Below are 13,109 nucleotides of genomic sequence, written 5' to 3' on the forward strand. Positions count from 1 at the left end.
GGTGGAGACGCCTTTGCTGACGCATGGTGGGTGACGAGCGGAAGCGACGCGTGTCGTGAGGTCGTGCCGCGCGGTCGGAGGTCGCGCTAACAGGCCTGCGCCGCGTCGCCGACGCGGATCGCGCCCTGCGTCGTCGGCACGAGCCGCACGCCGAACCAGGTCTTGCCGTCGCGACGGCGGTGCTTCGCGAGCGTGCGGATCGGCTCCTTGCCGCGGGAGAGCGTGTCGGGGTCGATCGTCGTCATCACGCAGCGGTCGCAGTGCGACGTCACCCGGAAGCGCACGCCGCCGAGGTCGACGTGCGACCATCGCTCCTCGGCGAACGGCTCATCGCCGTCGATGACAACGTTCGGGCGGAACCGTCGCATGTCGAGCGGGGGAGTCGCATCGTCGGTCCACGCATCGAGTTGTGCGAGTGAGGCCTCGCTCGTGAGCAGCAGCGGGCCGGCGTCGGCGAGCGTCAGCGCCTCGCCCGGAAGTCCGCCGTGCTTCGGGTTCACGCTGCGGGCGCGGGGATCGGGTTGCCACACCAATCGCACGGGCCCACCGAGGCGAGCACTCAGCCACTCGTCGGCCTCGTCGCCCGCCGCGAGCGCAGTTCCCTGGCGCGAGTGGCCCACGGCGATGGGTGAGGCATCGGTCGGCACGTCGACCCGCAACGGGCTGCCGCTGCCGCCCGTGCCGCCGCCCAGCATCAGTCCGCCGTCGGCGAGCGGTTCGGCGGTGAGGCCGAGCATCGAGTTGCGCTCGCGGGCGGTGACGGGAACGCCGTTCAGGTCGACGACGCCCCAGCGACGATCGCCAGCGAGTCCCCACGGCAGCACCTCGGCCGAGACGATATCGAGGCCGGCGAAGGACTTGACGGGGTAGATCCGAAGCTGTGTGACGTGCACTCGAGTACGCTACCCGACCCGTCTGGCTACCCGTCGTGCACGTCGAGGTCGACCGTGATCTCGTCGCCACGGCCGATGCCCTCGGCCTTCAAGACCGCGGCCTTGAGGGGCAGCGCGTACGTGTCGCCGCCGGGAAAGATCGATGTGTTCCACGTGGTCGTACCTACGGTCGCGGTGACGCGCACCGAGTCGAAGCCGCGCGGCATTCGGGGCTGGTCGGCGATGTCGGCGCTCGGCTCGGGCGGCACGTCGACGAAGAACCAGTTGCGTCGCGCCGTCCATTCGTAGATCGAAGCCGTGAAGCGGATGCGCATGAGCGCGATGCTACTCGCCGCGCACGACACCGGCTCCGCGCCAGCACGCCGCACGTGTCCGCGGCCGCACGCTGCGCGTGTCCGCGCCGCCACGCTGCGCCTCCTGCCCCGAGCACTGCGACCGCCGTGGCCCGGACGGGGTCTTGTCGCGACATCCGTCTTCGCCGTATCCTTCGCGCGAAGGCACTCAACGTCACGAACGGAGCCGTCATGCCCGCGACCGCCCTGCCTCCAAGCGGCGACCTGCCCGCCGGTCCCAAGATCTGCGACGCGAGCGGCATGGCCGAGATCCACCGCATGTTCCGCGCGGGCTTCGGCGAAGCACGGGCCCTCATCGACGGGGTGCGTGAGGGTGACACCGCGCACGCGAGCATCGTCGCCGACCACCTCGCGATGCTCTCCACCGGGTTGCACGCACACCACGAGGGCGAAGACAGCATGCTCTGGGGCACGCTCGAACAGCGGGCGCCCTCGTGCCAGCCGCACGTCGAGCGCATGAAGGCACAGCACGCGCAACTGCTCGTGCACCTGACGGCACTCGACTCCGCCATGCCGACTTGGCGCGCGAACGCGAGGTCCGTGGATGCGGCGAGGCTCGGCATCGCGCTCGACGGCGTCAATGCCGCCCTCAACGAGCACCTGGGCGACGAAGAGCACAACATCGTCCCCGTCATGGAGACGGTGCTGACACAGACCGAGGTCGATGCGCTCGGCGAGCACGGCCGCAAGGCCACGCCGAAGGGACGCATGTTCTTCCAACTCGGGGCGATCCTCGCCGCGCAGCCCGACGGGGGCGCCGAGTGGCAGCGCAAGCACCTGCCTCCGCCCGTGCGACTCATCTGGCGATGGATGGGCAAGCCCAAGTACGAGGCGAACCGCGCCGAACTCGTCGGCGATCGCCCGGTGTAGCGCGGGCTGAGCGCCTGACGCGGGCAACCGGTAGGGAGGCGGTCAGCGATGGCCGATCGGGCGAACTGGCTGGTCTGGGCGCAGTTCGTGCTGCTCGGCCTGCTCGTGCTTCCCGGGCCGCCGCTGTGGAGCTCCCCGCCGATCACCGCGGTCGCCGTGCTGCTGCTGTTGCTCGGTGCCGCGATCGCGATCGCGGGCGCGGTGGCCCTCGGCCGTGAACTCGTGGTGTGGGTCGCACCGAAGGAAGGGGCTTCGCTGCGCACCACCGGTGTGTTCCGGTTCACCCGCAACCCGATCTACCTCGGCCTGATCCTGGCGACGGCCGGGTGGGTGCTGTGGCGGGCACGACCCGAGCTCGGCGTGGTGTGGCTGCTGCTCACCCTCGTGCTCCTGATCAAGGCGCACGTCGAGCAGTACCGGCTGCTCGACGCCTTCGGCGACGAGTATCGCGAGTACGCCGAGCGCACTCCGCTGCTGCTGTTCCGGCGCGGGATCCGCTGAAGCGGCGACGGTTTCGAGACCGCGCTTCGCGCCTCCTCAACCCGCGGAGAGGGATGTCCCGCTGGGGTCTCGATACGCGTCCCTCCTTCGTCGGGGCGCTACTCGACCGACGAAAACGGATGTCCCGCCGCGGGCAACCCCGCGGCGGGACATCCGTTCATCGGCGCTTCGCTACCCGGCGAAGTGCGTCAGGATCCTCGCGACGACGTCTTCACGTGCCGCATCGGAATCGAGCTGCTCGAGCCCGAACCCGAAGAGCAGCGAGTCGGGCGTCGCGGTGACCGCGACGACATCGCCGAGGCCGTCGGCGATCTCGAAATCGCTCAGGTTCGGGGCGTTTCCTTCGGGCGGACCGAGCACCGACCACGCGCCGAAGCCCGCCTCGAAGCCCTCCGCCTGCGAGGGGGACCCAGCCACGACGAGCCGCGTGTCATCCACGATGAGGCCGTCGTCACCGAATGCCGGGTCGGTGACATAGCTCACGACCACCTCGACCTGCCCGCCCGCGTAGGCGCTGAGGTCGAAGGCCACCGGGATCCAGCCGCCCGAGGAACCGGTGAACGAGTTCCACTCACCGGTCGAGCCGGTCGGCAGGCACGGGTCGCCCAGCGTCAGGTAGTGCTCGAGCTGCGGATGGCCTCCGATGTAGAAGCCCTGGTCGCAGTCCGGCGGGACGGCCGTCGACGTGCCGCCGTTGAGGTCGGGGAGCGTCGTCCAGTCATCCGTGCCGACGGGCCGCGCCTCGACGATGACGTTGTCGTAGCCCGGTTCCGTCGCGAACGCGATCTGCGCCTCGAAGGTCGGCGCATCGCCAGCGGACACGCCGCTCAGGTCGAAGGTCCGACCCAGGCGCTGGTACCCGTCGTCGACATGCGTCGCCGCGGCGGCGAAGTCGCCCTCGACCGCGACGATCCTGCCCGTCACAGCCGTGTAGTCGGCCGCGCGCCAGCTCTCGAACTGCGGGAACTGGTCGAGGGGCAACCGCTCGCTCGTCACGGTGAACGAGCCGACCTCGTCGATCGGGTTGTCGACCGTGGCCGGGCCTCCGAAGAGCCCGTCGAAGCCGTCGAACGGCTCCGCCGTGCCGTTCACGCCCTCGGCGGCAACCGCTCCGCGCGCGTACCCGCCCAGCCAGTACTGCGTGAAGTCGTCGGCGAGCAGCAGGCAGTCCGAGAAGAAGTCCCCGGTCACCACGCACTCCGACTCGGGCGCACCGTCGAGGCCGTAGTAGATGCCGCCGATCTGGTCGCCGAGCAGTCCGAAGTACCCCGTCGTCTCACCGGCGTGCGCCAACTTGCCACCCTCGTTGAGGTAGTCGCGCACCGACATCGTCAGGTACTGCTGCCGTTCGGCGACGGCCAGGTCGGGGAGCTCGCCGAAGAGGAACGTGTCGGTCAGCACATCCTCCTCATCCATCGTGAGCCGGTTGTCGCCCAGGTACCAGATCACGCCGTCGAAGTGCGAGAGCACCCCGAGGTCGTGCGGCACGCCCTGCGCGTCGACATCCCACGTCGCCGGCGTCACGCCGTTGGCTTCGAGCGCCGCGACATGCTCGTCGAGGTACTTCAGCCCATCGTTGCGCGGCGGATCCTCAGGGTTGTAGCCCGTGTAGTCCTCGTTCGCGAGCACGAGCACGGGGCTCCCCGAGTCCTGCGCGAGCTCGTACGTGAAGTGCTCGCTCTCGGTCTTGCCCGGCTTCTCGCCCGGCCCGACATCGGCCGCGGTCTCCTGCGCGTCGAACCACACCTCGACGCTGTCGCCCGGGCTCGCACCCGTCACGACGCCCCGGTACTCGGCGTAGTAGTCGGTGTTCTCGAAGCCGTAGCGTTCGCCGCCGGCCCACTCGCTGAGCTTGGCCTTGGTGGTCTTGCCGCCGTTGATCGAGTAGTACATCGACTTCGCCTTGAGGCTTCGCTTGGCGGTCACCGCGACGGGCTGCGGGTCGCCGTACGACACCTCGAAGCTGTCGACGCGGAAGTCCTCGGCCTCGCGGTCCACGACCGACACCGGGTCATCCGGATCGAGCGCCGACTCGGCCACGGCGAGCGCGAACGGGATGTTCTTCTCGAACTCGGCCTGGATCAGTTCCTCGTCGTCGGGGAAGTTGAATCCGCTCTGGCAGTCCTCGGCGAGCCATTCGTCGTCGGGGATCGAGTTCGACACCGTCTCGCAGGTGGTCATCTCGGGGGTGAAGCCGAGCGTGCCGTACTCCTCCTGCGCGTGCGTGTCGGTGTCGCCGTTCGTCGTGTACAGCTCGGCCGAGATGTCGGGGTCGTAGCCCTCGACCGCGGGGTTCGCGTCGTCGCCGACCATCGCCTCGTAGATCACGTCGTCGGGCGACGGGGTCGACACCTGCCAGCCGATGCCGTGCAGCAGCAGCTCGGCCGCCGAGTGGTAGTTCACGAGGAACTGCGGCGTCGTCGACGCGAAGAGCGAGTCCATCGCCTGCGTCTCGGCCTCGGAGTTCGGCCCGGTGCCGCGGTAGGTCTCGCTCGCGGGGTTCGGCGACGAGCCCTCGTTGTCGTAGGCCCAACGGGTGGCCCAGTTGCGGTTCAGGTCGACGCCGTCACCCGTGGTGATCACGCCGTCGCCGTTGTTGTCGTGCAGGTTCTTGCGCCACAAACGCTGACCCGGCTCGAACGAGAAGTCGTAGCCGTCGGGGTTCGCGACCGGCACGAACCACAGCTCGGTCGAGTCGATAATGTCGGTGATGCGCTGGTCGCTGCCGTACGACGTCACGTACAGGTCGAGCAGGCGCCGGATCATCTCGGGCGTGATCCATTCGCGCGCGTGCTGTGCACCGACGTACAGGGTGGTCGGCCGCTTGCCGTCCTTCTTCTGCTTCGCGACGTCGCCGGTGACCCGCACTGCACCGATGTCGTTGCCGTTTTCCGTCTGCCCGATCACGCGGAACTCGGCGATTCCGGGATGTGCCGCGGCCTGGCTCATGAGCTCGTCGAGCAGCCCGCCCTCGGGGTAGTACTGCCGGTACACCCCGTCGGTCGCCTGCAGCGACCGGCGCTGCGCGGCCGGATCCTTCACGACGAGTTCGGCACCCTGCGCGTTGAGTCGGGCGGCCTGGTCGCCGCTCAGGATGACCTGCACCTCGACGCGGTCGGATGACTCGGCGGTCGGTGTCGCGACGAGCTCGTGCCGGTCGACGCCGAGGTCGACGATGGCGGCGAGGCCCTCGCGATCGACGGTGCCGGTGTACACGGCGAGTGGATCGTCGCCGCCCGGTGGTGGCGCGGGACTCGCTGCGCTCGGCGCGGCCACGAGGCCGGTAAGGATGAGCGCTGCAGCTGATGCGACGGCGAGCTGACGGAGCATGGCATAACCCCCTTGTGCCGATCGGCACGTTCGGTGACGGTGGTCCACGATCATTCGAGCGAGGCGGATGTCCCCACCCGAACCTTCCTCATATTGGCCGCGACGGAGGAGGTCGTCAACCCACTCTTCAGCCGTGGTCGCGGTCGCGGCGGCGCGGGCGCGGCTCGTCGAGGCCGATGTGCAGCCGCGTGCGCTTGCGCTCGATGACGATGAACGCCGAGCCGAGCAGCCACAGCGGCACCTGCGTGAGGAACGCGATGCGGAACGCGTCGAGGGTGTAGGTCTCGGGGGTGCCGGCGCCCTGCAGGTCCATGGCGAGGCCGATGAGGAAGATCGCGATGAGGCCCGCGAGGAAGCCGCCGCCGTTGACGATGCCCGTGGCGGTCGACAGCCGGTGGCTCGGGTTGTAGGTGCGGGCGTGGTCGAACGCGATCATCGACGCGGGGCCGCCGGTCGCGAGCGCGCACGCGAGAACGAACAGCAGCCACAGCGGCGCCGGCTCGGAAAGGGCGAGGACGACGAGCCACGCGACGACCTGCACGGCCACGGTCGGGAGGACGAGCATGCGCGAACGGCGCATCGGGTGCCGGCTCGAAAGTGCGCCGATCACGGGGCCTGCGAACATGCCGAACACGACGAACACCGTGATCACGAGCGACGCGAGCGCGGGCGACAACCCCTCGCCGACGGTGAGGAAGGGGAAGCCCCACAGCATCACGAACGCCGTCCCCGCGAACGGCGTCGTGAAGTGCGACCAGAACGCGAGTCGAGTCGCCGGGTGCGCCCACGATTCGCGGAAGCCCTCGCGCAGGTCGGCCGCCGACGTGACGGCACGGATCACGCCCGTCGAGGTGTCGACCGACACGTCGGCGTCGCGGCCCGGCGGACGATTGCGGATGACGGCGTACGTCAGCACCGCGAACAGCACGCAGAGCCCGGCGAGGCTGCCGAAGGCGACGCTCCACGTCGTCGCGTGCAGCAGCGCCGCGAGGGGCAACAGGGCCAGCAGCTGACCCGCCTGGCCGATGACCCCCGTCATCTGCACCATGACCGGCGCCTTCTGGTCGGGGAACCACGTCGCGATCACGCGCAGCACGCTCGGGAAGACCGCGGCATCGCCCGCGCCGAGCAACATGCGGGCCAGGATCGCGACGCCCACGTTCGGCGCGAACGCCATCACGAGCTGGCCGGCCGCCATCAGCACCATGCCGATCGTGATGATCGGGCGTGCACCGTAGCGGTCGAGCAGCAGCCCCGCCGGGATCTGCATGAGCCCGTACACGGCCAACTGGATCACCGCGAACATCGACAGTGTCGAGGCATCCGCATCGAATCGAACCGCCGCGTCGACGCCGACCGACGCGAGCGACGTGCGGTTCGTGACCGACAGCACGTAGGCGGTGACGCCGACGCCCCAGAGCAGCCACATGCGCCACGGGCGCGGGAGCGGGGGCAGCGTGATCACGGGCCGGCCTTCGGATGTCGCGGGCGATGGTGCGGGCAGGGCGGCCCGGGTCCCTTCAAGCGTAGCCCGGCGCGTGGTCGCGACCGGGTGAGCGGATGGCGGTCGGCGCGATGGGGTGACTCCGACACTGATGCCCTGTGGCATCAGTGTCGGAGTCGCGGGGGACCGAACCGCGTGACGCCGCGCCCGCACGCGGCTACCATGTGGCTGCAGCGTGGGCTGCGACGGCGCTCGCCCGGCAGCCTGCATCAGCGACGATGCGCAGGGGGATGAGGACATGTGCCGTTGGCTTGCATATTCGGGTGAACCGCTCCAACCGTCGACGGTGATCCTCGACGCCGAGCATTCGCTCGTGAAGCAGTCGCTGAACTCGCCGCTCGGGGCCGAGACGGTGAACGGCGACGGCTTCGGGTTCGGCTGGTACCCGGACGGCTCGGCGGCGGGAACGAGGCCCGCCCTGTTCCACAGCATCGAGCCCGCCTGGAACGACCAGAACCTGCGCGAGCTCGCCGAGGCCATCGAGAGTCCGCTGTTCTTCAGCCACGTGCGCGCTGCCGGCGGCCCGCCGATCCAGCAGACGAACTGCCATCCGTTCCGCTACGAGAACTGGATGTTCATGCACAACGGGTTCCTCGGGGACTTCGTGAAGATGAAGCGCGACCTCGTGTTCGCGGTCGACCCGTCGCTCTACCCGCACATCCACGGCACCACCGACTCCGAGGTGATCTTCCACCTCGCGCTCACCCTCGGACTTCGCGACGACCCCATCGGCGCCATCATGAAGACCGTGCAGATGGTCGAGTCGGTCGGGCGCGAGCACGGCATCCGCTTCCCGATGCAGGGCACGATGGCGCTCTCCGACGGCGCGACGATCTGGGCGTTCCGCTACTCGACCCAGGGCCGGTCGCGGACGCTCTTCCACTCCGCCGACATCGACACCTTGCGCGAACTGTACCCCGAGATGGAGCGGCTGAAGCTCTTCGGCCGGCACGCGCACGTCGTCGTCTCGGAGCCCCTCAACGAACTGCCGGGGGCGTTCCTCGAGGTCCCCGAGTCGACCGTGGCGATCCTCGACGCGACCGGATACCACCACGAGCCGTTCCTCGCCCGGGAATAGCCGCCGCCGTCCGGCGCCCGGCCGGGGGTGCGTTCGGTGGCGACACACGCGCGGCCGGACTCAGGCAGGCAGGGGTGATGCCGAGACATGGTGCGGAGCCCGCACTCCGACTGCTTCGAGGACGTCGACGAGGGTGGACGGGTCGCCGACGTTTCCGGGCACGACGATGTAGAGCTTCTGCTCGCCCTCGGGAGTCTGCACGTGCCAGGCGGAGACACCCGGCAGCACTTGGCCGAGCACGGTCGCGGTGCAGGCACCGAGGCCGACGCGGGCGATCTCGGCCGACGTGATGCCGCCCTTCGAGACGACCACGTCGACGGAGCCGCGCAGGCGTTCAGTCGCGGTCGTGAGCGCCGTCATCACGCGCTCGCCGTGGTCGAGCGTGTTGTGCCGGCGGTCGCGATGCCGGTCGGATGCCACGACGCCGAGCCCGTGCGCGGCTGCGGCCGCCTGGGCAGCACGTGCGACCCGAGCCCCCTCATCGACCGGGTCATCGAGTGCGTGCTCGGTATCGACCACGGACGCCGCGCCGAAGAGGCGCTCGACCGGCTCGAGTTGACGCGTCGCGCCGATCGTGTGCGAACCGCAGACGAGCAGCGTCGGCGCGGGCTCGTCTCGGAGCGGACTCGGCAGGAGGCCGGTGCTCGCCACGCCGGCGAGCTCCGCCGCGAGCGGGGAGGCCGAACGCACGACGACGCCGATCCCGGCCGCCCACGCGGCGCGCACCGCCGCCGCGATCGCGCGGATGTCGTCGTCGGTCTCGGCGTCCGGCACGACCACGTCGCCCGGTGCGGCGTCAGCCAACGCGGCGCGCAGGTTCGTGCGGCTCGAACGGAGGTCGCCGAGCGGCACGTGTACGCCCACGCGGCCCGACTTCTCGGCGACGTACTCCGTGAGCACGGCCGTGCCGAAGGGGAACACCGGGTCGTCGGCGTACTCGCTCTCGTCGGCGGGGATCACGCGGTCGCCCACTCGCACGAAATGCGTGCCCCCGACCGTCGTGCGTCCTCCGTCGGGGAAGGCGGGCACGAACAGGATCACGTCATCGGGCCCGGTGAAGACCGACGTCTCGGGGAAGACGTGCCCGCGCAGCGTCGAGTCGCCTCGAAGCACCACGTGCACCGGTTCGCCGAGCGCCCTGGCCGCGGCATCCCGCTCATCCCGGATCCGCTCGAGGAGTGCCACCGCGTCGGGCTGATGCATCGCGCGAGTATTCGTGAGCAGGTAGACGCTGTCGGCGCGTCGCAGGGCGCGGGCCAGCCCTTCGGCGTCCCAGTCGAGGAGGACCTCGACGCCCGTGGCCGACTGCGTGCCGGTGGGGTCGTCGTCGAGCACGATGAGTTTCATCGGAGCTCCCCGAGCACGGTGTCGACGATCGCGGCCTTCGAGAGCCCGTAGCGGTCGTGAAGGGTGGGCAGGGCGCCGGCGTCGAGGAACGCGTCGGGCAGGCCGATCGGCACGACCCGTCGCGTGATGCCACGGCGCACCAGGGCGGAGGCGACCGTCTCGAAGAGCCCGCCCACCACGGTGTGGTTCTCGAGCGTCACGCCGAGTCGCGGGGTGTCGAGCTCGGCGAGCACGGTCTCCTCGTCGAATGGCTTGAGGGTCGGCGCGTGCACGACGGCGACGTCGACCTTGTGTGCGGCGAGTGCCTCGGCGGCCTGCAGGGCGCGCATCGTCATGAGTCCGCTCGAGACGAACACGGCGTCGTTGCCCGGTCGCACCACCTTGGCCTTTCCGAGCTCGAACTCGTAGTCGTACTCGTCGAGCACGGTGGGCACGTTGCCGCGCAACAGGCGCAGGTAGGTCGGACCGTCGTGCGCGGCGAGCTGCGGCACTGCCTGCTCGAGATCGAGCGAGTCGCAGGGGTCGACGATCGTGAGGTTCGGCATGCCCCGGAAGATCGCCACATCCTCGGTCGCCTGGTGGCTCGGGCCGTAGCCGGTGGTCAAGCCCGGCAGCCCGCCGACGATGTTCACGTTGAGGTTCGGCTCAGCGATGTCGAGGCAGATGAAGTCGTATGCGCGACGCGCGGCGAACACCGAGTACGTCGACGCGAACGGCACGAGGCCCGTCTCGGCCATGCCTGCCGCCGTGCCGAACAGCAGCTGCTCGGCCATGCCCATCTGGAAGAACCGGTCAGGGTGCGCTTTCGCGAACACGTGCATGTCGGTGTACTTCGACAGGTCGGCCGAGAGGCCGACGATGCGCGGGTCGGTCTCGGCGAGCGCCGCCAACGCGTGGCCGAAGGGGGCAGGAGCCGTCTTCTGCCCAGGATCGGCGAATGAAGCGATCATCGCCGAGGTCTTGAGGCGGGGGGCGCGGACGGCGCCGTCCTTCACGGTGGTCATGCGTTCACGCTCCCTGCGTAGCCGGCGGTCAGTTGCTCGCGGCAGACCTGCCACTCGTCCTCGTCGATGCGCATGAAGTGCGCCTTCTCGCGCTGCTCGAGGAGGGGCACGCCGCGGCCGATCCTCGTGTCGCAGAGGATCACCGCTGGAGTGCCCTCGGGCTCGGCCCGGGCAGCCGCACGGTCGAATGCGTCGAGCAGCGCCGCAACGTCGTTGCCGTCGACGCGCTGCGTGAACCATCCGAACGATGCCCACTTCTCATGCGCCGGCTCGATGCCGAGCACCGACTCGGTCTTGCCGTCCGCCTGCAGCGCATTCATGTCGACCATGACGATGAGGTTGCCCAGCCGGTGGTGGTGGGCGCCCATCGCGGCCTCCCAGGTCGACCCCTCGTCGAGCTCGCCGTCGGAGATGAAGGTGAAGACGCGCGCCGGGTTCGCCTGCAGCCGAAGGCCGAGCGCGATCCCGACTGCCACCGTGAGGCCATGGCCGAGGGAGCCTCCCGAGATCTCCATGCCGGGCGTGTAGCTCGCCATGCCCGACATCGGCAGGCGAGAGTCGTCGGACCCGTAGGTCTCGAGTTCCTCGACCGGGATGACGCCCGCCTCGGCGAGCGCCGCGTAGAGCCCGATGGCGTAGTGACCGGTGGAGAGCAGGAACCGGTCCCGCTCGTTCCAGTGCGGGTCGTCCGCCCGGAAACGGAGCTGGTCGGCGTAGCTCACCGCGAGCAGGTCGGCCACGCCCAGTGCCTGGCCGACGTAGCCCTGCCCCTGCACTTCGCCCATGTCGAGCACGTGGTGGCGGATCCGCTGGGCGGCGTCGCGGACGGCGCTCACCCGGTCGCTGCGCACGGAGGTCGCGTTCTCAGTCATGGTGTTGCTCCATCTGGTGGTGACGGTGGTGGCGATGTCGCGGGTCAGCCGAGCTGGCCGGTCTTGATCGGCGCCGTCTCTCGCGTGATGAGCGCCGCGGCCGTCGAGATCACGCCCAGGGACATGAAGATGAGCGCCGGGCCGACCCAGCCGATCCAGCCGTACAGGGCGGTGGCGAGGAAGGGCAGGAGGCCGGCCACGATGGACGCGCCGTTGTAGCCGAGCGAGATGCCCGAGGAACGCACGTTGCGGTCGAACAGCTCCGAGAACCACGACGCCTCGACGGCGAAGATCGGGTCGTGGCTGAACAGCAGGCTGATCGCCACGGCGACGATGACCATCACGACGGCGCCGGTGTTGATGAGCATGAACATCGGGAAGGCGAACACGATCGTGAAGATCGAGCCGATGAGGAAGACGCGCTTGCGCCCGATGCGGTCGCTGAGTGCACCGTAGAGCAGGTGGCTCACGAGGCCGAGTGCCGAGCCGATGATCGTGCCGTAGAGCACGTACTGGGTCTCGGTGATGTTCGCGAGCACGACGTACGAGAGCGTGAAGCTGACCGTGATGTAGTAACCGCCCGTCTCGGCGAGGCGCAGGGCGATGATGCGCAGCACGGAGCGCCAGTCGCGCTTCAGCACCTCGATCGCGGGGCGCTTGTGGATCTCGCCGGCGGCCTTCATCTTCTCGAAGTCGGGCGACTCCTTGATGCCGAGGCGGATCCAGAGGCCGATCGCCACCATGACGACGGAGAGCAGGAACGGCACGCGCCACACCCAGTCGCCCTCGAAGATCGCAGCGGAGAGCAGGAACGTCCCGTTCGCGAGCAGAAGGCCCGCGGGAATGCCGATCTGCGGCACGCTGCCGAAGAAGCCGCGACGCGCGATCGGGGCGTGCTCGACTGCCATGAGCACGGCGCCGCCCCACTCGGCTCCGTAGCCGATTCCCTGCACGGCACGCAGCACGATGAGCATGATCGGGGCGGCCACGCCGATCGCGGCATACGTGGGCAGCACGCCGATGAGGAACGTGGCGACGCCCATGATCGACAGGGCCGCGATGAGGATCGTCTTGCGGCCGAGGCGGTCGCCGTAGTGGCCGGCGAGGTAGCCGCCGAGCGGTCGGAACAGGAAGCCGATCGCGAGCGTCGCGAACGAGGCGAGCACCCCGATGAACGCGTTCTCGGCGGCGAAGAACGCGGTGCCGAAGTACGCCGCCGCCGCGGTGCCGTAGATGAAGAAGTCATAGCTCTCCACCGCGGTGCCGATCATCGACGCGACGGAGACCTTCACCGGATTGTCGCTCTTCACCGTGACGTCGGTGGGGCGCTCGGCCGTGCTGATCATGGGTGTTCCTC

11 protein-coding genes are annotated in these 13,109 nt (G+C 69.6%); 3 read left to right on the top strand and 8 right to left on the bottom strand.

Going from position 1 to position 13,109, the window contains the following annotated elements; all coding sequences use genetic code 11:
- Positions 1–86 precede the first annotated feature (86 nt).
- Together LQ757_RS19350 and LQ757_RS04135 are read right to left on the bottom strand one after the other, a co-directional pair.
- Positions 87–893, bottom strand: coding sequence for an MOSC domain-containing protein (locus LQ757_RS19350; RefSeq protein ID WP_231045928.1), 807 nt, complete (start codon positions 891–893; stop codon positions 87–89).
- 26 nt (positions 894–919) lie between these two features.
- Entirely contained in the window at positions 920–1,207 is a 288-nt protein-coding gene (locus tag LQ757_RS04135; RefSeq protein ID WP_231045929.1) for a DUF1905 domain-containing protein, read from the bottom strand.
- A 210-nt stretch (positions 1,208–1,417) separates the two neighbouring features.
- Here LQ757_RS04135 and LQ757_RS04140 point away from each other — a divergent pair, with 210 nt between their 5' ends.
- A complete protein-coding gene (locus tag LQ757_RS04140; RefSeq protein WP_231045930.1) occupies positions 1,418–2,116 on the top strand; it encodes a hemerythrin domain-containing protein in 699 nt (232 codons plus the stop codon).
- 48 nt (positions 2,117–2,164) lie between these two features.
- Complete coding sequence (locus LQ757_RS04145) at positions 2,165–2,617, top strand: methyltransferase family protein (RefSeq protein WP_231045931.1); 453 nt, start codon at positions 2,165–2,167, stop codon at positions 2,615–2,617.
- A gap of 171 nt (positions 2,618–2,788) precedes the next feature.
- Here the strand turns inward: LQ757_RS04145 and LQ757_RS04150 are convergent, their stop codons facing one another.
- Together LQ757_RS04150 and LQ757_RS04155 are read right to left on the bottom strand one after the other, a co-directional pair.
- Positions 2,789–5,947, bottom strand: a complete 3,159-nt coding sequence (locus LQ757_RS04150) for a M14 family metallopeptidase (protein ID WP_231045932.1) — start codon at positions 5,945–5,947, stop codon at positions 2,789–2,791.
- Between the two features lie 127 nt (positions 5,948–6,074).
- Positions 6,075–7,376, bottom strand: a complete 1,302-nt coding sequence (locus tag LQ757_RS04155) for an MFS transporter (protein WP_231046310.1) — start codon at positions 7,374–7,376, stop codon at positions 6,075–6,077.
- A gap of 313 nt (positions 7,377–7,689) precedes the next feature.
- On the opposite strand from LQ757_RS04155, the gene LQ757_RS04160 reads away from it, so the two are divergent.
- Positions 7,690–8,529, top strand: a complete 840-nt coding sequence (locus LQ757_RS04160; protein WP_231045933.1) for a class II glutamine amidotransferase — start codon at positions 7,690–7,692, stop codon at positions 8,527–8,529.
- A 60-nt stretch (positions 8,530–8,589) separates the two neighbouring features.
- Here the strand turns inward: LQ757_RS04160 and LQ757_RS04165 are convergent, their stop codons facing one another.
- Genes LQ757_RS04165 through LQ757_RS04180 form a run of 4 tightly spaced genes read right to left on the bottom strand, consistent with a single transcriptional unit; the run spans position 8,590 to position 13,098 of the window.
- The gene (locus LQ757_RS04165) at positions 8,590–9,876 is read right to left on the bottom strand and encodes a four-carbon acid sugar kinase family protein (RefSeq protein WP_231045934.1); all 1,287 of its coding nucleotides are present in this window, start codon (positions 9,874–9,876) and stop codon (positions 8,590–8,592) included.
- The gene (locus LQ757_RS04170) at positions 9,873–10,880 is read right to left on the bottom strand and encodes a transketolase family protein (protein ID WP_231045935.1); all 1,008 of its coding nucleotides are present in this window, start codon (positions 10,878–10,880) and stop codon (positions 9,873–9,875) included. The genes LQ757_RS04165 and LQ757_RS04170 overlap by 4 nt, the downstream gene beginning before the upstream one ends.
- Positions 10,877–11,752: a transketolase gene (locus LQ757_RS04175; RefSeq protein ID WP_231045936.1), complete on the bottom strand. Its 876-nt coding sequence runs from the start codon at positions 11,750–11,752 to the stop codon at positions 10,877–10,879. The genes LQ757_RS04170 and LQ757_RS04175 overlap by 4 nt, the downstream gene beginning before the upstream one ends.
- Before the next feature lie 44 nt (positions 11,753–11,796).
- Entirely contained in the window at positions 11,797–13,098 is a 1,302-nt protein-coding gene (locus LQ757_RS04180; RefSeq protein WP_231045937.1) for an MFS transporter, read from the bottom strand.
- Between the last annotated feature and the right edge of the window lie 11 nt (positions 13,099–13,109).

The organism is Agromyces cavernae (assembly GCF_021044935.1).
In the GTDB taxonomy this organism is placed as follows: domain Bacteria; phylum Actinomycetota; class Actinomycetes; order Actinomycetales; family Microbacteriaceae; genus Agromyces; species Agromyces cavernae.